This is a genomic window from Subtercola sp. Z020, assembly GCF_002931235.1.
Lineage (GTDB): Bacteria > Actinomycetota > Actinomycetes > Actinomycetales > Microbacteriaceae > Subtercola.
Window position 1 is genome coordinate 31,510 of record NZ_PSTT01000121.1, and the last position, 22,040, is coordinate 53,549.

Annotated in this window: 21 protein-coding genes and 1 pseudogene; 12 read left to right on the forward strand and 10 right to left on the reverse strand. The window is 69.8% G+C overall.

Features of this window, described 5'->3' with window-relative positions:
* Position 1: 1 nt before the first annotated feature.
* From C5B96_RS15500 to C5B96_RS15540, 9 genes are all read left to right on the forward strand, one after another.
* On the forward strand, positions 2-631 hold the full coding sequence (locus C5B96_RS15500) for a TetR/AcrR family transcriptional regulator (RefSeq protein WP_104246261.1): 630 nt from the start codon (positions 2-4) through the stop codon (positions 629-631).
* A gap of 98 nt (positions 632-729) precedes the next feature.
* On the forward strand, positions 730-1,566 hold the full coding sequence (locus C5B96_RS15505) for an MBL fold metallo-hydrolase (RefSeq protein WP_104246262.1): 837 nt from the start codon (positions 730-732) through the stop codon (positions 1,564-1,566).
* A gap of 19 nt (positions 1,567-1,585) precedes the next feature.
* The gene (locus C5B96_RS15510; RefSeq protein ID WP_104246263.1) at positions 1,586-3,004 is read left to right on the forward strand and encodes an MFS transporter; all 1,419 of its coding nucleotides are present in this window, start codon (positions 1,586-1,588) and stop codon (positions 3,002-3,004) included.
* Positions 2,991-4,316 carry an LCP family protein gene (locus C5B96_RS15515; protein ID WP_233189244.1) on the forward strand — a complete coding sequence of 442 codons (1,326 nt, stop codon included), beginning with the start codon at positions 2,991-2,993 and terminating at the stop codon, positions 4,314-4,316. Before C5B96_RS15510 ends, C5B96_RS15515 begins: the two co-directional genes overlap by 14 nt.
* A gap of 116 nt (positions 4,317-4,432) precedes the next feature.
* Complete coding sequence (locus C5B96_RS15520; RefSeq protein ID WP_104246264.1) at positions 4,433-6,274, forward strand: BTAD domain-containing putative transcriptional regulator; 1,842 nt, start codon at positions 4,433-4,435, stop codon at positions 6,272-6,274.
* Positions 6,275-6,381: 107 nt separating this feature from the next.
* Positions 6,382-7,779 (forward strand): FAD-binding oxidoreductase, encoded by a 1,398-nt coding sequence (locus tag C5B96_RS15525; RefSeq protein WP_104246265.1) that lies wholly within the window; start codon positions 6,382-6,384, stop codon positions 7,777-7,779.
* 22 nt (positions 7,780-7,801) lie between these two features.
* On the forward strand, positions 7,802-8,305 hold the full coding sequence (locus C5B96_RS15530) for a nuclear transport factor 2 family protein (protein WP_158507205.1): 504 nt from the start codon (positions 7,802-7,804) through the stop codon (positions 8,303-8,305).
* A gap of 17 nt (positions 8,306-8,322) precedes the next feature.
* Positions 8,323-9,342, forward strand: a complete 1,020-nt coding sequence (locus C5B96_RS15535) for a hypothetical protein (RefSeq protein WP_146078219.1) — start codon at positions 8,323-8,325, stop codon at positions 9,340-9,342.
* On the forward strand, positions 9,330-10,082 hold the full coding sequence (locus tag C5B96_RS15540; protein ID WP_104246268.1) for an MBL fold metallo-hydrolase: 753 nt from the start codon (positions 9,330-9,332) through the stop codon (positions 10,080-10,082). The genes C5B96_RS15535 and C5B96_RS15540 overlap by 13 nt, the downstream gene beginning before the upstream one ends.
* Positions 10,083-10,104: 22 nt before the next feature.
* Here the strand turns inward: C5B96_RS15540 and C5B96_RS17890 are convergent.
* The 3 genes and pseudogenes from C5B96_RS17890 to C5B96_RS15555 form a co-directional block, all read right to left on the reverse strand.
* Positions 10,105-10,533, reverse strand: a pseudogene (locus C5B96_RS17890) (phosphatase PAP2 family protein); the annotation flags it as partial.
* A 119-nt stretch (positions 10,534-10,652) separates the two neighbouring features.
* Positions 10,653-11,546 (reverse strand): 1,4-dihydroxy-2-naphthoate polyprenyltransferase, encoded by an 894-nt coding sequence (locus C5B96_RS15550; protein WP_104246270.1) that lies wholly within the window; start codon positions 11,544-11,546, stop codon positions 10,653-10,655.
* Positions 11,536-12,672, reverse strand: coding sequence for a glycosyltransferase (locus tag C5B96_RS15555; RefSeq protein WP_158507206.1), 1,137 nt, complete (start codon positions 12,670-12,672; stop codon positions 11,536-11,538). Before C5B96_RS15555 ends, C5B96_RS15550 begins: the two co-directional genes overlap by 11 nt.
* A 163-nt stretch (positions 12,673-12,835) precedes the next feature.
* Between C5B96_RS15555 and C5B96_RS17220 the strand changes: the two genes are divergently transcribed.
* On the forward strand, positions 12,836-14,227 hold the full coding sequence (locus C5B96_RS17220; protein ID WP_158507207.1) for a glycosyltransferase: 1,392 nt from the start codon (positions 12,836-12,838) through the stop codon (positions 14,225-14,227).
* On the opposite strand, the gene C5B96_RS15565 is transcribed toward C5B96_RS17220, so the two are convergent.
* On the reverse strand, positions 14,180-15,721 hold the full coding sequence (locus tag C5B96_RS15565; RefSeq protein WP_158507208.1) for an FAD-dependent monooxygenase: 1,542 nt from the start codon (positions 15,719-15,721) through the stop codon (positions 14,180-14,182). The genes C5B96_RS17220 and C5B96_RS15565 overlap by 48 nt on opposite strands.
* 106 nt (positions 15,722-15,827) lie before the next feature.
* On the opposite strand from C5B96_RS15565, the gene C5B96_RS15570 reads away from it, so the two are divergent.
* Positions 15,828-16,442, forward strand: coding sequence for a TetR/AcrR family transcriptional regulator (locus C5B96_RS15570; protein WP_104246274.1), 615 nt, complete (start codon positions 15,828-15,830; stop codon positions 16,440-16,442).
* A 40-nt stretch (positions 16,443-16,482) separates the two neighbouring features.
* Here C5B96_RS15570 and C5B96_RS15575 read toward each other — a convergent pair whose 3' ends face one another.
* From C5B96_RS15575 to C5B96_RS15595, 5 genes are read right to left on the reverse strand one after another with little or no spacing between them, the layout of a single operon-like run.
* On the reverse strand, positions 16,483-16,881 hold the full coding sequence (locus C5B96_RS15575; protein WP_104246275.1) for a Rid family detoxifying hydrolase: 399 nt from the start codon (positions 16,879-16,881) through the stop codon (positions 16,483-16,485).
* The gene (locus C5B96_RS15580) at positions 16,878-18,038 is read right to left on the reverse strand and encodes an aminotransferase class V-fold PLP-dependent enzyme (RefSeq protein ID WP_104246276.1); all 1,161 of its coding nucleotides are present in this window, start codon (positions 18,036-18,038) and stop codon (positions 16,878-16,880) included. The genes C5B96_RS15575 and C5B96_RS15580 overlap by 4 nt, the downstream gene beginning before the upstream one ends.
* Positions 18,035-18,844: an amino acid ABC transporter ATP-binding protein gene (locus C5B96_RS15585; protein WP_104246277.1), complete on the reverse strand. Its 810-nt coding sequence runs from the start codon at positions 18,842-18,844 to the stop codon at positions 18,035-18,037. The genes C5B96_RS15580 and C5B96_RS15585 overlap by 4 nt, the downstream gene beginning before the upstream one ends.
* Positions 18,841-19,764: an amino acid ABC transporter permease gene (locus tag C5B96_RS15590; RefSeq protein ID WP_104246278.1), complete on the reverse strand. Its 924-nt coding sequence runs from the start codon at positions 19,762-19,764 to the stop codon at positions 18,841-18,843. Before C5B96_RS15590 ends, C5B96_RS15585 begins: the two co-directional genes overlap by 4 nt.
* Positions 19,764-20,729 carry an ABC transporter substrate-binding protein gene (locus C5B96_RS15595; RefSeq protein WP_104246279.1) on the reverse strand — a complete coding sequence of 322 codons (966 nt, stop codon included), beginning with the start codon at positions 20,727-20,729 and terminating at the stop codon, positions 19,764-19,766. Before C5B96_RS15595 ends, C5B96_RS15590 begins: the two co-directional genes overlap by 1 nt.
* A 127-nt stretch (positions 20,730-20,856) precedes the next feature.
* Between C5B96_RS15595 and C5B96_RS15600 the strand changes: the two genes are divergently transcribed.
* Complete coding sequence (locus C5B96_RS15600) at positions 20,857-21,603, forward strand: transcriptional regulator (RefSeq protein ID WP_158507209.1); 747 nt, start codon at positions 20,857-20,859, stop codon at positions 21,601-21,603.
* Positions 21,604-21,766: 163 nt separating this feature from the next.
* Here the strand turns inward: C5B96_RS15600 and C5B96_RS15605 are convergent, their stop codons facing one another.
* On the reverse strand, positions 21,767-21,958 hold the full coding sequence (locus C5B96_RS15605; RefSeq protein ID WP_104246281.1) for a hypothetical protein: 192 nt from the start codon (positions 21,956-21,958) through the stop codon (positions 21,767-21,769).
* Between the last annotated feature and the right edge of the window lie 82 nt (positions 21,959-22,040).

Below are 22,040 nucleotides of genomic sequence, written 5' to 3' on the forward strand. Positions count from 1 at the left end.
GATGCCACGCCCACGCATGTTCGACGAGGCTGAGGTCATCGACCGCGCCCGGCGCGCCTTCGCCGAGACAGGGTTCGCGGGAACGTCGCTCGACGATCTCCTCGAAGCGACGGGTCTCGCCCGACAGAGTCTCTACAACAGCTTCGGTGGCAAGAAGGAGCTCTTCATGCGCGCCTTCCTCAGCGACACCGCCGGCGCCGTCGACGCCGTCAAGACCGTTCTGCAGAGCGCGGAGGACCCGATCGCGCGCATCCGCACCCAGCTGGTGAGTGCCGCCATCGAACACGGCTCCGCCCAGTCCGCGCCGTCGCTGTTCCTGCGGGCCGCCGTCGAGCTCTCCAGCCGGGAGCCGGATGTCGCGGCCACCGTCGCCGCCGCGTTCGACTCGATCCGGGCCGACTACACGGCGTGCATTGTCGACGCCCAGAACGCCGGCGAGATCGACAGCGGCGCCGACGCCGATGCGCTCGGCACGTACTTCTGCGCCGTCATCGAGGGCATGTCGACGCTCGGCCGGGTCGGCGTGCCCCGCGCGACCCTCCTGCAGATCGGGTTCACCAGCCTCGCCACCGTTCCGATCACGCCGCTCGGTCTCGAGCACCTCGGCACAGAAGACGGCGACTGGACGTAACAGCTCGCGTCTTGCGTGTTTGTACGCATGCCGTGGAGTAGGCCGCAGTGCGACCATGGCCGCACACTGTGCATCCGTTCCGATCGACGAGGAGAATCATGACCGCGCATCCCGCCCCCGTGCAGAACCTCGACCTCGGCGGCATCACCCTCACCTTCGTGCCCGACGGCGAGTTCCGTGCCGAACCGCAGGTGGCGTATCCGCACGGGCACGAGCACATCGTCGGGGAGGGTCTCGACCTGGTCGACGAGAACGGGATGCTCGTGCTCAGCGTCGGGGCGGTGCTCCTTCGTTCGGGCGATCGGCGGGTTCTCATCGACGCAGGCATCGGTGCACGGAACATCCCGCTCGTCAGGCCCGGCACCACCCACGACGCCTACATGCGCGGGGGCGCGCTGCTGCAGAACCTCCGGGCACTCGGCGTGGAACCCGGGCAGATCGATGCCGTTCTGCTGACCCACCTGCACGCCGACCACGTGGGATGGCTCGGCGATGAGAGAGGTTCGAGTGTGCCGACCTTCGCCAATGCCGAGTACTGGGTGACCGAGGAGGAGTGGAGCTTCTGGGCGAAGCCGGAGAACGGCGGCGACCCGGTCGGCCCCAGGCGGCACGAACTCGACATCATCGACTCGCGCCGGCGCCCGCTGACGGCCGGGTCGCAGCCGCTCGACGGAGTGTTCGCCGTGCCGACGACCGGGCACACGCCGGGCCACGTCGCCTTCTCGATCGAGGGGACGGAGGGGCGCGCACTCGTCGTCGGTGACGCGGTGCACTGCCCCGCCGAGATCGTTCACCCGGAACTCGTCTGGGTCGGCGATCACGATGCCCCGCACGCCGTGCGCACGCGCGTGGAGATCGCCCGGAGGCTTGCGGAGGAGGGGGTGACGCTCGTGGCCCCGCACTTCCCCGATTCGGTGTTCCGGCGCGGGTCGTGACTCCGGCGATGCGCGCATCATGAGTGAGCAGAGGGCCGTCTTCGGCTGGCGCTTCACCGCGCCGCTGATGCTGGCGTCGACACTCAACCCGATCAACAGCTCGATGTTGGCGACGGGCCTGGTTCCGATCGCCGACGAGTTCTCTGTCGGGCCGGGTACGGCCGCCATTCTGGTGTCGGTGTTGTACCTCTGCAGCGCGATCATGCAGCCGACCATCGGAAAGCTCGGCACCGTTGTGGGCCAGCGCCGGGTCTTCGTGATCGGACTCGTTCTCGTGTCTGTCAGCGGGGTCGTCGGCACGGTGGCTCCGACCTTCTCCTGGTTGCTCGTCTCGCGCGCTCTGCTCGGCATCGGCACCTCGGCCGCCTTTCCGACAGCCATGGCGATGATCCGCCAGCGCGCCGACCAGGCCGGCGCGGGTGCTCCGACTCGTGTCATCGGGTCGCTGTCGATCGCCTCGCAGGTCTGCACTGTGATCGGTCTGCCGCTGGGCGGTCTGATGGTCGGCCTGTTCGGCTGGCGCTCGCTGTTCGCTCTCAACATTCCGCTGGCGATCGCTGCCGCCGTCGCCGTGCTCGTCTGGGTCGACCGGGACGAGCCGCGGCAACGCCGGCCTCTCGGGAACGTCGTGCGTTCGCTCGACCTCCCGGGCGTCGTGCTCTTCTCGGGTGCGACGATCGCCCTGCTCGTGTTCCTCGGCGATCTCTCTTCGCCGGTGTGGTGGATGCTCGCCGCCGCCGTGCTTCTCACCGCCGGGCTCATCGCGTGGGAACGCCGGGCGCTCGACCCGCTCATCGACGTGCGGGCGCTCGCCGGCAATCCGGCGCTGGCCCGAACGTACCTGCGCCAGTTGGTCACCGAACTCGCGGTGTACACGGCGTTGTACGGCCTGAGCCAGTGGATGGGTGAGGCGGTCGGGCTGGATCCGGAAACCATCGGACTGGTGATGATCCCTCTCTCCGCCACCTCGATCGTGATCGCCCGGATCGCATCGACGCGGGGCTGGGTGCGGGGGCCGCTGATCATCGGCGGCGTCGCGGTGGTCGCGGCAGGCGGTCTGCTCCTCGTGGTCGGCAGTTCGACGACCGGGGTGATCGTCGTCGTGATCGGTGTTCTCGTGCTCTTCGGCATCGCGAACGGCTTCGGCACGATCGCGATCCAGACCTCGCTCTACCTGCAGGCGCCCGCGCACCAGATCGGCGCCGCCTCGGGTCTGCTCAGGACTTTCGGATATGTCGGTGCCATCTTTTCGTCCAGCCTCATCACCCTGACGTTCGGCGCCCGGGCTGAGGATGCCGGACTCCACACGCAGGGGCTGATCGTCGGTGGTCTCGGCATACTCCTTGTTCTCCTTGCCTTCGATCGTCACGTGCCGTGGTCGACCGAGCGCACCACGGCCCCGTCTCGAAGAAAGGTCGCCTCGAGTGAACTCCCCTGACAAGCGCCACCGCCCGAACGCGCGGGTCTCCCATCCGGTCGCCATGCGTCATGCCCGCAGACCCTCGCGGCGCCCGCTCGGCTTCATCGTGCGGTTCGCGACTGTCGGCCTGGCCGTCGTTCTCGTGAGCACGGTCTCGGTGGCCGCGATCGCGGTGTGGGAGACGACGGGGCGGCTGCAGCCGGGCATCCATCTCACCGCACCGACCGGATCGGCAGCTCCCGTGCCCGGGATCGGGGCGGCCGAGGGGGAGGTGAACATCCTGCTGACGGGAACGGACACGCGAACCGGGCAGGGCGGCGAGTTCACCAGCAAGGACCAGCTGGCGGGCAGCTCGGGGGTGGGGAACAACGACGTCACGATGGTGCTGCACATCTCGGCCGACCACGACAACGCGTCGGTCATCAGCATTCCCCGCGACCTCGTCGGCCCGGTGCCCGCCTGCCCCGACCCGACGAACGGGGACCACCCGGCTCGGGAAGCCGCACAGTTCAACACGACCCTCTCGGAGGGTGGGCTGAACTGTGTGGTGCTGACGGCCGAGAAGCTGACGGGCCTGACCATTCCGTTCGCCGCGATCATCAGCTTCGACGGCGTGATCGCGCTGTCGAACGCCGTGGGCGGGGTCACGGTCTGCCTGGCCTCCGATGTCGACGACTCCGACACGGGCCTCCACCTGCAGGCCGGCGAGCGCACCATCCAGGGCGACACGGCGCTGCAGTTCGTTCGAACGCGGTACGGCGTCGGCGACGGCAGCGACCTCGGCAGGATCAGCAACCAGCAGGTCTTTCTCTCAGCGTTGATGAGAAAGATCACATCTGCCGGCGTGCTCGGCAATCCCGTGACCCTGTACAGCCTCGCCAACGCGGCGGTGGCGAACATCACGCCCTCCGACACCCTGACGAACCCCGCCAGCCTCGTGTCGATCGCGCTGGCGATCAAAGACATCAGCCTCAGCCGTTTCGTCTTCGTGCAGTACCCCACAGACCCGGATCCGGATGATCGGGCCCGCGTCATCGCAGACAAGCCGGCCGCACAGGCTCTGGTCGCCGCTCTCGCCGCAGGGCAGCCGTTGCAGCTCGCCGGCGGGCTCGGTGTCGCCGCCGTGGCGCAGAGCGACCCGACCCCCGACGCGGGCGCGCCGAGCGCCACCGCCTCCGCCGCCGATCCAACGGATGCCCCCTCCGATGCGCCGACCGATCCGACCGCTGCGCCCTCCAGCCCGACTCCCGGGTCGACCGCGGTCACGCTGCCCGACAACGTGAGCGGGCAGACGGCGGAGGAGCAGACCTGCACGAAGGGCAACAACTGATTCCGCCGTTCACAGGCCGCCCTCAGAGGAGGGCACCTATTATTGACCTATCAGTCAAATACAACCACCACGGTTCATCGACGCACCGGGCATCCACCCTCCCAGGAATCGATGACATGACAAACCCTGTGGCACAGCTCTTCGCCCTTCCCTCTGCACCCTCTGCACGCTCCGTCCCCGCCGTCGCCCGTTCGCTGTCGTTCCAGCTCCTCGGCCCGGTGCGCGCCTGGATCGGCCGGGACGAGGTCGATCTCGGAACACGACAGCAGCGCGCGGTGCTCGCGGTGCTGCTTCTGGCCGACGGACAGCCGGTGACGGTCGACGACGTGGTCGACCGGGTCTGGGGAGAGAACCCGCCTCGCAGCGCGCGAGGAACCCTGCGCACCTACATCTACCGCCTGCGCCGCGTTCTGGAATCGGCAGCCCCGGGCAGTGACCTGATCCAGTTCACCGCCAGCTCCTACCGGATCGCGACCCAGGATGTCGACATCGACTCGGCTGAGTTCTTCGAGCTGCTGCGCCTGGCCGAGGAGGTCAGACGGTTCGACGATCGTGCCGCGCGCGACTCCCTGCGGTCGGCTCTGGCGCTGTGGAAGGGCGACGCGTTGCAGGGCTGTGACGGGGAGTGGCTGGTGGCGCGGCGGGCCTGGCTGGAGAGCCGCCGGGTGGATGCCCTGATCGCGCTCTTTCCGCTGGAGCAGTCTGGCGGGGAACCCGGCGGGGTGCTCGAGATCATCGGTGAACTGTGGCGGCAGCAGCCGACGCAGGAGAAGCTCGCCGAGCTGTACATGACGGGTCTGTGGCAGAAGAACCAGCGTTCTGACGCGCTGGGTGTCTATGAGCACGTGCGGCAGGTGCTGGGCTCAGAACTCGGCATCGATCCTGGTGCCGAGCTGCAGGCGCTGCACCTGCGCATCCTGCGTGCCGAGAACACGGTTGCAGGCGCGAGTGAGACCGAAGCGACGCGTGGTCTCCCGCATCCCGCTCGTGTTCCTGCAGAACTACCGAGCGATGCAGCACCATTCGTCGGGCGCGAGCGGGAGGTCGCACTGCTGACGGGCGCGCTGACAGGGCAGACGGTGCGGCACGTCGGCATAGCGGGACTCGACGGGATAGGTAAGACCCGCCTGGCGATCAGGGTCGCCCATTCCGTGCGGGGCAATTTCCCCGACGGCCAGATCTTCCTGACAGTCGGCGACATGCCGGTCGCCGATGCCCTCGGCGATCTTCTCGCCACCCTCGGCATTCCGCACCGGGACATCCCCGCGGGAGCGCTGCACCGTGCTGCGCTCTGGCGCACGGTGACGTCGGAACTCCGCCTGCTGCTCGTGGCCGACGACGTCGTCGATCCCTCAGACCTCGCGCTGCTGCTGCCATCGAGCAGCCGGTCGGCGATCATCGTCACCGCCCAGCGCCGCGTGGTGCATTCGCCCGCGGTGACGTGGGTGCGTCTGACGCCCTTCACGACCCGGGAGTCCACCGACCTGATGGGCATTCTGGCGGGCCCGGCCCGGGTGGCAGCGGAGGAGCGCACGGCCTGCCGGCTGGCGGAGGAGTGCTCGAACATCCCCCTCGCCGTCGAAGTCGCTGCTGCGCGCCTGAACGATCGCCCGCACTGGTCGCTGGCGGAGATCGAGCAACAGCTGCTCGACGACCTGCAGAGCCCGGTCGTCATGCAGGAGGACTGCCGGATCGTCGATGCGCCCCTGGCCCGGGCGGAGTCGATCGTGAGCGCTGCGGCGCTGGCACTCTGCCACCGGCTCGCGGTGGTCGCGGTGGGAGCGTTCGACGCAGCCTGGGCAGCAGCGCAGGCGGGTGTCGAACCGGCGCTCGTGACGCGGCTGCTGGAAGAACTCGTCGACGCCAACCTGCTGGTCTCCGAGCCGGCACATCGCTACGCGTTCCTCTCCCTCGTGCAGGCGTACACGCGCCGGCAGGCCGGCCAGAGGCTCGCCTGAGACCATTCCACGGCCCGTCGACAGCGCGTCGACCGGGCATCCACAGCACGGGTGTGGAATCTGACTCACCCGCTTCGATCCACGAGGCGGCCTGAGAGAGGAACCGGATGACCCTGTCCATCGACAGCACGACGTCGCCCTTCAGCGACCATGACTTCAGCGAGCTGGCCGCGCGCACAGCCGGCCGGGTGCTCGGCCGCAACTCGGCCGGCTACGACGCGGCGACCGCCGGCTACAACCTCGCTGCCCTGCGTCGCCCCGACCTCGTCGTGCTGGCCGCCGACGCGGCCGACGTCGTCGCGGCAGTGCAGTTCGCGGCGGAGCGCAGCATGCCCGTCGCGGTGATGTCGACCGGCCACCACGCGGCCCGGCCGATCGAGGGCGGGATGCTCATCGTCACCCGGGCACTCGACCACGTGAACGTCGACACCGAGGCGCGACGCGCCCAGATCGGTGCGGGCGCCGTCTGGGCAGACGTTCTCGCGAAGACGCTGCCGGTGGGCCTGGCGCCGCTGCACGGGTCGTCGCCGCAGGTGGGCGTCGTCGGTTTCAGCCTCGGGGGTGGCATCAGCCCGACCTTCGGGCGGGCGCGCGGCTGGGCGGTCGACCACGTGACCGCGCTGCGGGTCGTGGTCGCAGACGGATCGCTGCTCGAGGTCTCGGCCCACGAGCACGCGGATCTCTTCTGGGCGCTTCGCGGCGGGCGCAGCAACATCGGCATCGTCACCGCCATCGAGGTGGAACTCTTTCCCGTCGGCACGTTCACGGGTGGCGGCCTCTTCTTCGACGGAGCCGACGCCGAGCGTGTGCTGGAGGCCTACCGGGTGCTCACCGAGAACGCGCCCGACGAGCTCACCACGTCGGTGGCACTGCTGCGGATGCCCCCTCTGCCGGGCATTCCGGAGCTTCTCGCGGGCCGCTTCGTCGTGCATCTGCGGGTCGCCTTCCTCGGCTCCGTCGAGGCCGCCGACGACCTGCTGGCGGGCATCCGCCGCGCCGCACCCGTTCGGCTCGACACGGTGGGGGAGTTGCCCTACGAGCAGTTCGCCAGCATCCACTCCGATCCCGTCGACCCGGCACCCTTCACCGAGCGCACCACCTTCCTCCGCGCTCTCGACGCAGACGCGGTGCAGGCGGTGCTGGCCGTGGCCGGCCCCGGGGCAGACCCGGGAGTCGAGATCGTCGAACTGCGCCACCTCGGAGGCGCCCTGAGTCGCGAGGTGCCCTCACCCGGCGCCCTGACCGGCGACGACGCGGCCTTCGTGCTCTGGACGGTGGCCGTGGGGATGCCGTCGGAGCGGAGCGACGCCATCCAGAACGCCGAGCACATCGTCGAGGCGATGCGGCCCTGGAGTACGGGGCGGCAGTACCTCAACTTCACGCCCGACGTCGACGGCTCACCGGCGGAGAACCTCTTCGCGCCGGATGCGCTGGCTCGTCTCCGGGAGATCAAGCACTCCGTCGACCCGCAGAACCTCTTCCGGCTCCAGCAGCCCCTCATCTGAACACCCACCAAGGAAAACGAACATGACGATCAACACTTTCACCCTGCCCGCCGAGCTGACCGACGAGGAGCGGAATCTGCACTCCGTGCCGCTGTTGTGGGCACGCGCCCTCGACACTGCCGATGCGTCGATCCTCGTCGACCTCCTCACCGACGACGTGGTCGTCGACCTCACCCCCGCGACGATCAAGATCGGCCTGGAGTTCCCGGTGCTCTCGGGCAGTGAGACGGTCATCCCCACGATGATCGGCGCTGTCGGGCCGCTCGACACGATGCACGCCGTCAGCAACGTCTTCGTCGAGCGGCAGAGCGACGGCTACCGGATCGAGGCCTACGCCCTGGCCCAGCACTTCCTTCCCGGCGAGGGGCCCGATCCCCGTTCCACCCGGCATGCCCTGATGGGCAACCGCTGGACCTTCTTCATCAGGCGCGGCGACGCCGGCCCGCGCGTGGCACGGTTCGTCATGGACTGCGTCTGGTTCGAAGGCGACCCGTCTGTACTGCTCGCCGCGGTCTCGGGGGAGTGATGGGCGAGGGTGCGAGCGTGTTGACGACGGCCGACGTCGATGTGCTGAGAGACACAGGGGTGTTCCGGGCGTTCGTGCCCGAGCAGTACGGCGGCGGCGCGGAGACCGTGGAGGAGATCGCGCGACGCATCGCGCAGGTGTCGGCCTGGAACGCCGACGCCGGCTGGCTTGCCGCCATCGCGGCGGTCACGAACCTCGCGGTCGCGCAGTTCCCCGAGGCGACCCTCGACGAGATCTGGGGCGCGGACGCCGACGCACTGATCGGCGGAACGCTCGCACCCTCCGGCACCCTCAGCACCACCGCGGGCGAGACCGTCGTGACGGCGGTCTCGGCGCCCGTGAGCGGGCTCCGGTTCGCGAGCTGGGTGATGGCGACGGTGGCAGACACCGATTCGCACCGTCTCAGCCGGGTGCTCGTGCCGATCGGCCAGGTGCGCGCCGAATGCACCTGGAACGCGCTCGGGCTCACCGGGGCCGGGGGAGACACGGCGCACCTCGACGGGGTGGCCGTACCGGCCAGGCGCGTGCTCTCCCTGGCCGACCCGAGGGCAGAGGCGCCCCTGACGTTCTTCGCCACCCTGTTTTTCGCCTCGTCCGTCGTCGGCATGGCTCGGTCGGCGGCATCCCTCCTCGACAGGGAGATCACCGCGGCCCGCGGTGCCGAGACACCGTCGAAGCGCTGGTCGAGGCCGGACGTGAGGCTGTCGGCTTCGGATGCACTGCGGCAGATGGAGAGGGCCGAAGCCCTGCTCGCGGCGGCGACCTCCGGGCTGACCACGCGTGCCAGAATCGACGGTATGACCGCCCGGGCCCTGAGCCGCGCCGCCGATCTCGCGGTGAGTGCCGTGGGTGAGGCGGAGTCGGTCGTTCCCCGCCTCCTCGGCAGTCTCGGGCCGGATGCGCTCGCCCCCGGTCACCCCTTGGCCCGCGCCCACGGGAATGTCACCACCGCGGCCCGCCACACGTCGCTCTCTGCGGCCAAAGCAGCGCTCGCCCACCAGGCGGCTCTCTTCCCGGAGGCCACATGTACCGCGTAGCGCGCAATGTCTTTCTCGGCCGAGGCACGGCGGTGAACTTCGTCGTTCTGCGCGAGGGGCGCGATCTCACCCTCATCGACGCCGGGTATCCGGCCGACGCGAGCGCGGTCGTGGCCGGAATCGAACAGATCGGGCACCGGTGGGAAGACGTTCGCGCGGTGCTCGTCACGCATGCGCACGTCGACCACGTCGGCGGGCTCCCCGCCCTGCTCGGCCGCGGGGAGGTTCCGGTGTTCGCGCACTCCCGGGAACTGCCGAACGTGCACGGGTCGGCGCACGAACAGGCGAGCGTCGGCGATGTGGTGCGTCACTCCTGGAAGCCCCGCGGTGCGCGCTGGCTGGCCGCGATCGCGATGGCGGGCGGCGCGCAGCACGTCTCCCTCCCGTCAGCCGAACCCTTCCCGCAGGAGGGTCGGCTCGACCTGCCGGGAGGGCCGATCCCGGTTCTCAGCGGCGGCCACACCAGCGGGCACACGGGATTCCTCCTCCCCGATGTGGGCATGCTCGCCTCCGGTGATGCTCTCGTCACCGGGCATCCCCTCACCCGGCAGACCGGGCCGCAGCTTCTCCCCTCGTTCTTCGCCCACGACCCGGCGGCTGCGGTGGAGGGGCTCAGCTACCTGCAGCATCTCTCTGCGGACACTCTGCTGCCCGGTCACGGCGAACTCTGGACGGGTGATCTGGCGCAGGCTGTCGAACGCGTTCGGGCGGGCGCTTCCCTGCCCCCTCGCCGAACCTGACAGCTGCCGCGAGCAGAACCGGAACCGCCGCACCGAGAAGAGCTCCGGCGAGGGTGTCGGTGAGCCAGTGCACGTTCAGGAACGTTCTGCTGAGAGCCATCACGACGACGGCGAGGGCGCCGAGCAGGGCGACGCGCCGGAGCGGTACAACCAGGAGCACGACCACCGCGAGCGTGGCGATGTTCGCGACATGACCCGACGGGAACGAGCCCAGGTCGCTCGGTACGAGCATGGGAGCCGGGCGGGCCCTCTCGGCGACGTGCTTGAGAAGCTGGGCGGCAGCGAGCGAAACCAGCGACGACAGGATCACCAGGCCGACGGCGCCGCGCCCGCGCCGCCACAGGAGGGCGGCCACGACCAGTGGCAGAACGACGAAGCCGATCACGCCCTGCCCCAGTACGTCGAGCACCCGGGCGACGTCGAGCACAGGTGGGAGCGGGTTCGCGAGCATCAGCCGCTGCCACTCCGCGTCGATCGTCGGCACGTACGTCGGGTGCGTACTCAGCCAGATGGCGGCGAGGCAGACCAGCACGACGACGCCCCCGGCGGCCACCAGCAGCCCCGTGCGCTTCACGTCAGAACCAGGCCTGCACCCAGCGCGAGTGCGAAGAGCAGCGCGCCGAACGACGTCGACTTCAGCGCGGTGATGAGCTCGAGGGCCTTCGCGCTTCTCGTGCCGAGCGCGAACGCCCGGATGGTGAGCGGGAGCGACACCACGACGAGCAGAGCGGCGGGGTGTTCGACCACGAGAAGTGCGGCGAGCACGTAGGGCGCCACGAGGAGCGCGCCGTAGAAGACCCGGGCCCGGCGAAGACCCACGATCACCGCCAGCGTTCGTTTGCCCGCTCTCTCATCCGGAACGATGTCGCGGATGTTGTTGACCATCAGCACGGCGCAGGCGAAGAAGCCGGCCGCCGCCGCACAGGCCAGACCGAGCAGGCTGAACGTTCTGGTCTGCACATACTCGCTGCCGATCGTGGCCACCAGCCCGAAGAAGACGAAGACGGCCACCTCGCCCAGCCCGGCATAGCCGTACGGACGTGTGCCACCGGTGTACGACCAAGCCGCGAGAATGGCTGCGGCGCCGACAGCGACCAGCCACCATTCCTGGGTCACCACGATCAGGGCGAGCCCTGACACCGCGGCGAGCACGAAGAAGGTGAGTGCGACGGCCAGCACCCTCCGCGGGTGGGCCGCGCCGGACCCGGTGAGCCGCGGCGGACCCACCCGGAACTGATCGGTGCCCCGCACTCCGTCGGAGTAGTCGTTGCTGTAGTTGACACCCACCTGCAGGAAGAGCGCCGTCGCCAGGGCGAGAACGGCCAGCCCGAGGTCGGCGCGGCCCGCATGCAGGGCCGCGGCGGTGCCGAGCACGACGGGCACGGCGCAGAGGGTCAGAGTTCGGGGGCGAGCCCCGCTCAGCCACGTGGAGAATGCTCCCCGTGCGGGTGCATCACTGCTCATGACGTTCCTCCAGCTCTGTGGTGAGCCGGGCTGCGACGACGTCGGCGTTCGGCAGTGCGGCGATCTGTTCCGCGATGATGCGGGAGCGTTCGTGGTGGCGCGGGTCGGACAGCACGCGGGTCGCGGCCCTCCCGATCTCGCCGGGATCGTGCACGACCACGGCGACACCCGCCGCTTCGGCTCGGGCGGCGTTGATGTCGTGGTCTGCCCCGAGCGGCAGGATCACCATCGGAATGCCGGCGATCAGCGCAGAGAGCACGGTTCCCGCCCCGCCTGCCGTGATCACGAGGTCGGTGCCGGGCAGGAGGTCGCCGAGGGGGGTGAACGGTACGTACCGGCGTTCCGGATGCGACGACCCGGTGGCGCCGTCGTCGTCGGTCCCCGTCGTGATGACCAGGTCCCAGTGCTTCGGGTCCATCGAGTCCACCGCAGCGTCTCTCACCAGCGGATCGGTGAAGACCGTGCCGAAGGTCACCAGGGCCCGCAGCCGAGAAGGATCCCCGGCCGGTGGGATCTGGGCCGGGATCTGCCCTGCCCGGTGGTGGATCTCGGGCCTGAGCGGGATCTGCCTCAGCGGACTGGCGACGCCCTCGGCCTGGAGACCCGCGGGGAAGATGTCGATGAGGGCCTCGGTCGCTGTCAGCGGCACGCCGAGCGCAGCTGCCCGCCCTGCCGCCACCCGATCGAGTGACTCGGTCAGTATGCGGGGGCGCGTGGGCCCGAAGGAATGGCGGTAGAAGGGCACTCCGAGCGTTCCGGCGACCAGCAGGCCGATGTAGTCCATCGCCTCGCCGATGATCACGTCGGGTGCCCACACCGTGGCTTCGTGGCGGGCGCGTTCGAACCCCGCATCCACCTGCTGGCCGGCGAAGAACTCCGCGATGACCGGGGGCACCGGCTCGATCGCCGGGCTGACCCCCGATCTCTCGCCCATCCTCTTCATGGTGACGCCGGCGGGCGGCCCGGCCGGCAGCACGACCAGGTGCTCAGACGCTTCACGGTGGATGAAGGGTTCCAACTCGGGGCTGGTGATGACCGCCACCTCGTGGCCGGCTACCACGAAGGCTCTCATCAGGGGAAACATCGGAACGAGATGCCCGACGAACCCGGTGCTGCTGAATGCCACTCGCATGACTGCTCCCATTCTGTACGGGGTGAAGCAGACAGTCTGGCCGGGGGGTGTCGGGGTGCACATCGGTGGAAGCACGCAGACGCCCGGGCTGACGGGGTGCGAGACGGCCGGTTCCACTCCGCGTCGACCGCCCGTTGACAGCTGTGGGCTGCGCTGGATGCATGACATCTGCTGCTCGCACACAGACGCTCGAGGCGTTCCGCACACAGACGACCGAGGCGTTCCGCCCGCCGACACGGAGGGCGCCGCGAACCGTCGCGCCGCTCGCGCGGGTCTGACCGTGCGGGTGAGCATCCTCTCTGCGGGAAGCCGCGGCGACGTGCAACCGTCGGCGGTGCTCGCAGATGAGCTGAAACAGCGCGGGCACGACGTGGTGCTCGTCGCCTCCGACGATCTGACGCGGTTCGGCTCCGAGCTCGGGGTGCCGACGGAGCCGCTGGGGTTCAGCACCCGGGAACTGCTCGATTCGCCGGAAGGCGCCGCGTGGCTGGAGGCGGGCGACATGCGGGCGTTCCTGCAGGGAGTCGTGCGCCTCAAGACGGAACGTCGCGCCGGTCTCCGCCAGGCCATCAGCCGGGCGAGCGACGGCAGCGACGTGATCGTGTCGGGCGTCAACACGATGGAGGAGGGCAGCGCGATGGCCGAGGCCCGGGGCATCCCGCTCGTCGGCCTCTTCTATGCGCCGCGGCGGAGCAACCCGTACTTTCCGGCGTATGCCCTCACCACCCGGCGTCTCGGCGGGCCGGCCAACAGGCTCACCCACCGCCTCGTCGCCCGCGCCGAGTGGAAGGCGACAGCCGAGTATGCGAACGCCTTCCGCGCCGACCTCGGGCTCCCGCCCACCCGCGAGAACCTCGCCGTGCGGCTCCGCCGGCAGCGCACTCTCGAACTGCAGGCCTACAGCGGCGTGCTCGTTCCCCAGCTCGTCGACTGGTCACCGCAGCGGCCGCTGACCGGATTCATCGCTCCGAGCTCGCTGCACCGGCGCCTGTGGGGCGAGGATGCGGCAGACGACGGCCTCGCGGACTGGCTCAGGGCCGGCTCCCCGCCGGTCTACTTCGGCTTCGGCAGCATGCCGGTTCGCGAGCCGCGGCTGATGATCGATCTCATCAGCCGGGTCGCGACGCGCCTCGGGGTGCGAGCGCTCATCGGGGCGGGCTGGTCCAGCTACTCCGAGGGCGGCCGGGGCCGGTTCGGGGATCGCGTGCGGGTCACCGGCGAGATCGACCACCGCGCGGTGTTCCCGCTCTGCCGCGCTGCCGTGCACCACGGGGGCGCAGGCACGACGGCGGCCAGCCTCACCGCCGGTCTTCCGACGCTGGTCTGTTCGGTGAACTTCGACCAGCCCTTCTGGGGGCGGCGCCTCGAAGACCTGCGGGTCGGCAGGTGGCTGCCGTTCGACCGACTGTCGGAGGCGACCCTCGTCACGGCCCTCCGCGACCTCCTGCGCCCGGAATTCACGGCGCGGGCCCGCGCGCTCGGGTCGGCCCTCGGTGCGGAGTCAGGCGCCAGCGCGGCGGCCGACGCGATCGAACGCCTCCGGGCCTGACGGTTCGCCGAGCGGAATGCCGACGCGGCTGAGCGCGTCGTTCAGCCCGGCCGCGAGCGGGCCGTCGTTCGGGCTCGCCCACGAGAGGTGACCGTCGGGGCGCACGAGCATCGCGCGCGGGAGCGGATGCTCCCGACGCGGTTCGGCGAAGAGCATCACGATGTCGTCTGAGGCGATCTCCAGCGCTTCCCGCACGGTGGCGTAGAGGGTCGCATCGGAGATCACCAGCACGGGTCGACCGCCGGTGAATGCCTCGGGAAGGCCCTCGACGCCGACAGGGAGAGTGCTCTCGCGACTCAGGCCGGCGAGCCAGGTGCCGATGGACTCGTTGCCCTCGGCCGTGGCGAGCAGGCGGTTCATGGTCGCGCGGAGGGCGAGGCCGGCCGGGTCTGCCGCCGTGATCAGCGCGCCCTGCGCCAGGGTGGAGGTGCGGAGCGCCTCACCGGAGGCTCGCCGTTCCGACGCGTAGTCGTCGAGCAGCGCTGCTGTGCCCCGCCCGCGCACGAATGCCGCAGCACGCCAGCCCAGGCTCATCGCGTCGTGGATGCCGGCGTTCAGGCCGAGCCCGCCGGTGGGCCAGTGGATGTGCGCTGCGTCGCCGGCGAGCAGCACCCGGCCCTGTCGGAACGTGGCCGCGAGACGGTTGGCGTCGCCGAACCGGGACAACCACGAGGGGTCGCGGAGTCCGAAGTCCGTGTCGGCCATCCGACGGGTGAAGGCCCGCAGTGTCTCGAGGTCGAGCTCCTCACCCTCGGACTGGTGTTCAGGGTCCCAACCGGTGAGCCGGTGGCGCCCGTCGGGCAGCGGGGCGACGATGAGCGCACCATCCGGTCGCACGATGCGTGTACCGGGTGCGGGGGGCGTGTCGAGCATCACATCGCCGACGAAGCCCCACGTCGAGCTGGCCTCTCCGACGAACGGGATGTCGGCGAGGCGGCGAACCGCGCTGTGGGCACCGTCGCAGCCCACCACGAGGGCGGCTTCGATCCGCCGCTCTGCGCCGTTCTCGGTGTACGTCGCGGTGACGATCGCGCCGGGTCGGTCGAGGCCGGGCTGGTCGAGGCCGGGTTCATCGAGGCCAGGCTGGTCGAGGCCGGTCAGTTCGGCGCCGGTCACGATCACCACGCCGAGGCCCCGCGCCCGTTCTTCGAGCAACGACTCCGTCGTGGTCTGGGGAAGCAGCAGCATGAACGGAAAGGGCGTGTCGAGCGTGTCGAAACGCACACTCTGCTCGAGCAGGCCGAAATGCCAGGCGGGCACGGGGCGCCCGGCGGCCAGGAAGGGCGAGGCAGCGCCGCGCAGCGCCAGCACTTCGAGGGTGCGGGGCATTATGCCGAGCGCCCGCGCGTGCGGCGAGCGTTCGAGGCGTTTCTCGAGAACGACGACGTGCACGCCGGCCAGGGCGAGTTCGCTGGCGAGCCAGAGGCCTGTCGGCCCGGCGCCGACCACCACGACGGTGTTGTCGGCGGAGAGATCGTGTGTGGAGGTTGTCACAGTGAGGGGTGTTCCCGTCTGGAGAATGCGGTGGGTTGAGCTGACTCCAATTGATCATAGATACCTCTTTTGAATACACACCGGTGTAATCACTTAAGATGGCACGATGACGCCCCGAACCTATTCCTCCGAGAGACGGGCCGAGGGAGCGGCACTGACGCGATCCGAGGTGCTGCAGAGCGCGCTGTCGCTCTTCGTCGAGCAGGGCTATTCGGCCGTCACGATGCCGCAGATCGCAGACCGGGCGCGGGTCTCCGTCGCCACGGTGTACTCCTCGGTCGGCGGAAAGTCGCAGCTCTTCATCGCGCTGTTCGACGAGGCTGCCCGAGATGTCGTGATCGACCGGGCACTGCAGCGTGTGGCCGAGGCGGAGACTCCCTCGGAGGTCGTTCGAGCGATCGGCCACGGCACGCGATCGGTCTCCGAGCGCCACCAGTGGCTGATGACGACCCTGTACGACAATGCCGGCGCCGAGCCCGCCATCGCCGCCCGCGTGCAGGCGGCCCAGCATGATCTGCGCGAGAACTGCGCACGAGCCGCGGAACGCATCCGGGAACTGAACGGCGTGGTCGACCAACCGCTCAGCGAAACGGCGACCGTGCTCCTCTTCTTCTTCGGTGTCGCAGCCTGGCGCGCCCTGCGCGACTCCGGGTGGTCGTGGGATCGGGCCGAGCAGTGGCTGGTGTCACAGGCGCTGCACGCCCTGGGCCTGCGGGTCTAGCCCTTCACGGGCGCGGGAGGCGGCCCTGCCGGTGGCCCGATCAGCCGACGGCAGCGACGAGTTCGATCTCGACCCGCGCACCGAGCGGCAGGGCCGCGACCTCGTACGCCGCTCGCGCGGGCAGCACGTTTCCGGTGAAGACGGCGGCGTAGGCCGCGTTGATCTCCGCGAAGTCGGCGAGGCTGGTGGTGAGCACGGTGGTCTTCACGACGCGTTCGATGGAGCTGCCCGCCGCGACGAGAATGGCCTCGGCATTCCGCAGCGACTGGGTGGTCTCTGCGCCGATGCCGCCGGCGGCGAAGGCGCCGGTCGCGGGGTCGATCGGCAGCTGCCCCGAGACGAACACGAGGTCGCCGAGCCGAACGGCCTGCGAGTACGGCCCCACGGCGGCGGGGGCATCGGGGGTCGCGATGGCGACGGGGGTGGCTGGCTGGGTCATGAGTGGTCCTTCAGAATCGTGGCGACCGCGTCGAAGACGGCGGGCGAGGTGGTGGCGTGCACGGCGAGGCGGATGCGGTCGTTCCCGTGCAGGGTGGCGGTGTAGCCCGCCGCGGCGAGAGCGGCGTGCGCCTCGTGGGCGCGGCCGGGCGAATCCGCGGGCGCGTGGCCGGGGGAGCCGATGCCCACCGCCACGATGCCGGCGCGCTCAGCGGGCCCCCGGGCCGAGAGCACGTCGACGCCGGCGGCATCGAGTGCGGCGAGCAGGGCATCCACGCGGCTGGAGATGGCGGTCTCGATCGCTTCGACCCCCGCGCTCTCGACGAGTTCGAGTGCCGTCGCGAAGGCGCCGGTGGCGAAGGGCGACAGGTTCGAGATGCCGAAGCGCAGGGCGTCGGCCCGCACCGGATGCTCTTCGCCGTCGTAGTGGGAGGGGTCGACGACCCCGGTCCAGCCGCCGAGGATCGGTCGGATGCGCTCGAGGCCCGCGGGGGAGAATGCCAGCGCCCCGGCTCCCCAGCCCGCACGGAGCCACTTCTGCCCGCCGACCACGAGGGCGTCGGCGACCGTCCACGGCAGGTCGACGACACCGAATCCCTGAATCCCGTCGACGATGAGCAACCGGTCGGGCCCGATCGCCGCCCGCAGGGCCGGAAGGTCGGCGCGGAACCCGGTGCGGAAGTCCACGGCGCTCACCGCGAGGGCGGTCACCTGCACCCCGGCTGCGCGGGCATCGTCGAGCGCGGCCGCGACGGCGTCGGGGGTCACCCGTTCGCCGACGGCGCCGAAGAGCCGGGCATCCGTCAGCCCCGCCTCGCGCGAACGCAACCACGGGTAGAGGTTCGCCGGGAACTCGCCCCGGCTGACGAGCACGGTTCCGCCCACACCGAAGGCCACCTGGAAGAGGCCCAGCGAGGTGTGCGGCACCAGGGCGACGGAATCGACGCCGAATCCGCTCAGCCGGGCGAAGGCGGCCCGGGCCCGCGCGTCTTCGGCGTGCACGACGTCGCTCGCGCCCACGGCGCCCCCGACGGCGATCGCCATCAGGTCGGCGGCCCGCTGCGCGACGGCCGTCGAGGGCGGGCCGTAGCTGGCGAAGTTGAGGTACCCCGGCTCCTCGCCGAAGAAGGCGAGGTAGGCGTCGAACCCGTCGGTCACTTCAGCACCCGTTCGAGAAAGCGCTGGGTGCGGGCCTCGCGGGGGTGCACGAGCACCTCGTCGACCGTTCCCTGCTCGACGATGCCGCCGTCGGCCATGAAGACCACGCGGTCGGCGACCTCACGGGCGAACCCCATCTCGTGGGTGACCACCAGCATGGTCATGCCGTCGGCGGCGAGGTCGGCCATCACGGTCAGCACCTCGCCGACCAGCTCGGGGTCGAGCGCGCTCGTCGGCTCATCGAAGAGCATGAAGAGGGGTTTCATCGCCACGGCACGGGCGATGGCCACCCGCTGGCGCTGGCCGCCCGAGAGCTGGCTGGGGTAGCTGTCGATCTTGTCGCCGAGCCCCACCCGCTCGAGGATCTGCAGGGCCTCGGCCTCTACCAGCTTGGGCTTGCGCTTCTGCACGTGCACGGGCCCCTCGGTGACGTTCGCCAGAACGGTGAGGTGCGGAAAGAGGTTGAAGTGCTGGAAGACCATTCCCGTCGAGGCGCGCTGCTTCGACAGTCGGGCTTCGTTCAGTTCGTGCAGCCTTCCGCCGCGCTCCTCGAACCCCATCGGCTGGCCGTCGACCCAGACCTCGCCCGCGTCGGGTACCTCGAGCCGGTTGATGCAGCGCAGGAAGGTCGACTTGCCCGCGCCGGAGGGCCCGATGATGCAGACCACCTCGCCCGAGGCGACCTGCAGCGAGACATCCGTCAGCACCTGGTGCGCGCCGTAGTGCTTGCTCACGCGCACGGCATCGAGCAGGGGAGCGGTGGCGCCGTTCGGGGTCTGCCGGGCATCCGGAACCGTGTTCGTCATACTTCGCTCCTCATCAGGGGTGGCGTGACCAGGTCGCGCGCCAGGCGGCGCCGTGCCCGGCGGGTGGGGCCACCGCGGGCGCGGTCGCTGCGGTCGAAGGACTTCTCGAGGTACGACTGGCCGATGCTCGCGACACTCACGATCACCATGTACCAGAACGCGGCCGCGATCAGCGTCTCCATCACCTGCAGGTTGAACGAGGCGATGTTGTTCGCGGCCCTGATGAGTTCGACATAGCCGATGACCGAGGCCATGGCCGTACCCTTCAGCATGTTGATGAAATCGTTGCCGGTGGGCGGGATGATCACCCGCATCGCCTGCGGAAGAACGATGCGCCACATCCGCTGCAGAGGCGTCTCGCCGATCGACTGGGCGGCCTCGATCTGCCCGCGGTCGACGCTGTTCAGCCCGGCCCGCACGATCTCGGCCATGTAGGCGCTCTCGTTCAGCATGAGGCCGAGGAAGGCTGCGACGAAGGTGGTCATCACGGCGTTCGTCGACAGGTCGACGAAGACCACGTCGGTGAACGGGATGCCCAGCTGCAGCCGGGGAAAGATGAGTGCGAGGTTGTACCAGAGCAAAATCTGCAGCAGAACGGGCAGGCCGCGGAAGAGCCAGGTGTACGCCCCGGCGAACCAGCGGGCGACGGGGTTGGCCGAGATGCGCATCAGCGCGATGATCACGCCGATGATGACGGCTGTGACCTGGGCCGCCACCGCCAGGATGATGGTGTTGACCAGCCCCTGCAGGATGATCGGCGAGATGACGTAGTACGGAATGTCGCGCCACGAGATGTCACCCTGCGACGCACCGTATGCCAGCGCTGCCAGCAGCACGAGGATGACCGCTGCGACCACCCACCTGCCCCAGTGGCGCAGGCGCACCTGGGGCAGGAGTTCCCGAAGGGCGGGAGTCGTCATTACTTTCCGCCGTTGACCGCTGCGGCCGTGACGGCGCCCGAGGAGATGCCCCACGCGTCGAGGATCTTGCCGTAGGTGCCGTCGGCGATCAGGTCGTCGAGCGCCTTGGCCATCGCGTCGCGGAGCCCGGGGTTGTCTTTGTTCACGCCGATACCGTAGGGGGCGCCGTCGATCACATCGCCGGGCACGACCTCGAAGGCGTTCCCGTCCTGCGTGGTCTTGGAGATGTAGACCGCGCTCGGCAGGTCGTTGACGATCGCGTCGATACGCCCGGTGCGCAGCTGGGTCTGGTTCTGGCTGTCGCTGTCGGTGACCGAGATGTTCAGCGCGGCCTTGCCGTCTGTGGTGCACTTCGTGCTCGTGTCTTCGGCGAAGGTCTGCTGGCTGGTGCCCGTCACGACGGCGATGTTCTTGCCGCAGAGGGTGTCGGGGCCGGTGATGCCGGCGGGGTTGCCCTTCTGCACCATGAGCGTGATGCCGCTGGTGAGGTAGTCGACGAAGTCGATCGACTGCTGGCGGGTGGCGGTGTCGTTCATCGCGGCGATGGTGGTGTCGACGCGACCCGACTGCAGGCTCGTGATGAGTGCGCCGAAGTCGAGGTTCGAGTAGGTCACGGTGAGGCCGAGCTTGGTGCCGATGGCGGTGATGAGGTCGTGGTCGGAGCCGACCACCGTGGCTCCGTCTGCGGCGTAGAAGTTGTTCGGGGCCGACTGCACGTTCGAGCCCACCTTCAGCTCCTTGGTGCTGGCGATGGCGCTCGGCACCATCGCCGAGAGAGCCGAGTCCTCTTTCACGGCGGAGAGCAGGGCCGAGGTGTCGGGGATGCTGCTGGCCGAGCTGCCGCCCGAGGCGGAATCGGACGAGCCGGGCTGCGGCGCTGAGGGCCCCCCGCAACCGGTCAGCACGACGGCCAGCGAAACGGCCGCGACGGTGGCGGCAAGAGCGGACTTGCGAGTGACGTGCATGTGAATCCCCTTTGATCTTTCCTGACGAGCGTTATCAGCATGATAATAGTTATTTATCACGGTGATGCATTTCTGTTACATGAAGGACACATTGTCAAGAGACGCGACGGTGCGACAGGATGTCGCCATGCCCGACCAACGCACGAACCCTCCGCAGCGTGAGATCCGGCCCGAGTTCGCTCCCTACCTGGGGCTGCTCGACTTTCTCGGCGCTCTGCTGGGCCCGCGCACCGAGATCGTGCTGCACGACGTGAGCGACCTCTCGCGCTCGATCATCGCCGTGGTGAACGGCGAGATGAGCGGGCGGAGCGTCGGCGGGCCGGCGACCGACCTGGTGCTGAAGATTCTGCAGAACCGCGAGTACCTCGAACGCGACTACCTCACGAACTACCTGGCGCAGGGGCAGTCGGGCGGGTACTTCCGCTCGTCGACCTACTTCATCAGGGACGAGCGGGGCGAGGTGATCGGGATGCTCTGCCTCAACGTCGACGACGGGCCCCTGCACGAGGCCCGAAAGCTGCTCGAGGCACTGACGCAGACGACCGGTCTGCTGAAGTCGACAGGGCTGGCTCCGGATGCCCGATCCGAACCCTCGGCAGACGAGGGGCCGCACGAGGTGGCCGAGCGCCTCACGCTGAGCGTCGACGAGCTCACCCACGACAGCGTGGCGCGCACCGTCGCGCGCCTGCGCGTGGAGGGCAGCCGCATGACGCAGGAGGAGAAGCTCGAAGCCGTGAGCGAACTCGATGCGGCGGGCATCTTCCTGATGAAGGGCTCGGTCGCTCACGCTGCGCACGCGCTGCACGTGTCGGAGCCCACCATCTATCGTTACCTGAAGCAGCTGCGAACGAGGGGCGTCCCCGCCCGCAGCTGACGCCACCCGCCCGCCCGCTGCTGCGCCTGGCTGGTCGGCCGCGCGACAGGTGGGACAAGCCCCGGGGGATCAGCCCGAGGGGTTCTCCACGGGCGTCCCGTTCTGCTCGGTGCCCTCTTCGGGGTCGATCTCGTCGGGCTTCGGGGTGTTGTCGGGGCGCGGGTCACTCATCGTCGGCGCCTCCGCCCGAGACCGTGTCTTCGCCGTCTTCGGAGTCGCTCCCGTCGGAGCCGGAGCCGTCGGGCAGCTGCTCAGCGTCGCCGCTTCGCGTGTCGCGCGCCTGCGCATCGTCGTCGGGGGTCGTCTCGTCGGCGCCGGCCATGATGGGGGCGTCCTGTGTCTCGTCTGTCGTCATGACCCGAACTGTACGGCCGGGCGCTCGCGGCCGCTACCCATTGCGCCGCGGCCGAACGGTTGTGTCGTACCTGGAGTCTGCC

Coding starts and splice junctions, on each gene's coding strand:
- C5B96_RS15500 (WP_104246261.1), top strand. CDS start 2: ATGCCACGCCCACGCATGTTCGACGAGGCTGAGGTCATCGACCGCGCC.
- C5B96_RS15505 (WP_104246262.1), top strand. CDS start 730: ATGACCGCGCATCCCGCCCCCGTGCAGAACCTCGACCTCGGCGGCATC.
- C5B96_RS15510 (WP_104246263.1), top strand. CDS start 1,586: ATGAGTGAGCAGAGGGCCGTCTTCGGCTGGCGCTTCACCGCGCCGCTG.
- C5B96_RS15520 (WP_104246264.1), top strand. CDS start 4,433: ATGACAAACCCTGTGGCACAGCTCTTCGCCCTTCCCTCTGCACCCTCT.
- C5B96_RS15525 (WP_104246265.1), top strand. CDS start 6,382: ATGACCCTGTCCATCGACAGCACGACGTCGCCCTTCAGCGACCATGAC.
- C5B96_RS15530 (WP_158507205.1), top strand. CDS start 7,802: ATGACGATCAACACTTTCACCCTGCCCGCCGAGCTGACCGACGAGGAG.
- C5B96_RS15540 (WP_104246268.1), top strand. CDS start 9,330: ATGTACCGCGTAGCGCGCAATGTCTTTCTCGGCCGAGGCACGGCGGTG.
- C5B96_RS15550 (WP_104246270.1), bottom strand. CDS start 11,546: ATGAGCAGTGATGCACCCGCACGGGGAGCATTCTCCACGTGGCTGAGC.
- C5B96_RS17220 (WP_158507207.1), top strand. CDS start 12,836: ATGCATGACATCTGCTGCTCGCACACAGACGCTCGAGGCGTTCCGCAC.
- C5B96_RS15570 (WP_104246274.1), top strand. CDS start 15,828: ATGACGCCCCGAACCTATTCCTCCGAGAGACGGGCCGAGGGAGCGGCA.
- C5B96_RS15575 (WP_104246275.1), bottom strand. CDS start 16,881: ATGACCCAGCCAGCCACCCCCGTCGCCATCGCGACCCCCGATGCCCCC.
- C5B96_RS15585 (WP_104246277.1), bottom strand. CDS start 18,844: ATGACGAACACGGTTCCGGATGCCCGGCAGACCCCGAACGGCGCCACC.
- C5B96_RS15590 (WP_104246278.1), bottom strand. CDS start 19,764: ATGACGACTCCCGCCCTTCGGGAACTCCTGCCCCAGGTGCGCCTGCGC.
- C5B96_RS15595 (WP_104246279.1), bottom strand. CDS start 20,729: ATGCACGTCACTCGCAAGTCCGCTCTTGCCGCCACCGTCGCGGCCGTT.
- C5B96_RS15600 (WP_158507209.1), top strand. CDS start 20,857: ATGCCCGACCAACGCACGAACCCTCCGCAGCGTGAGATCCGGCCCGAG.
- C5B96_RS15605 (WP_104246281.1), bottom strand. CDS start 21,958: ATGACGACAGACGAGACACAGGACGCCCCCATCATGGCCGGCGCCGAC.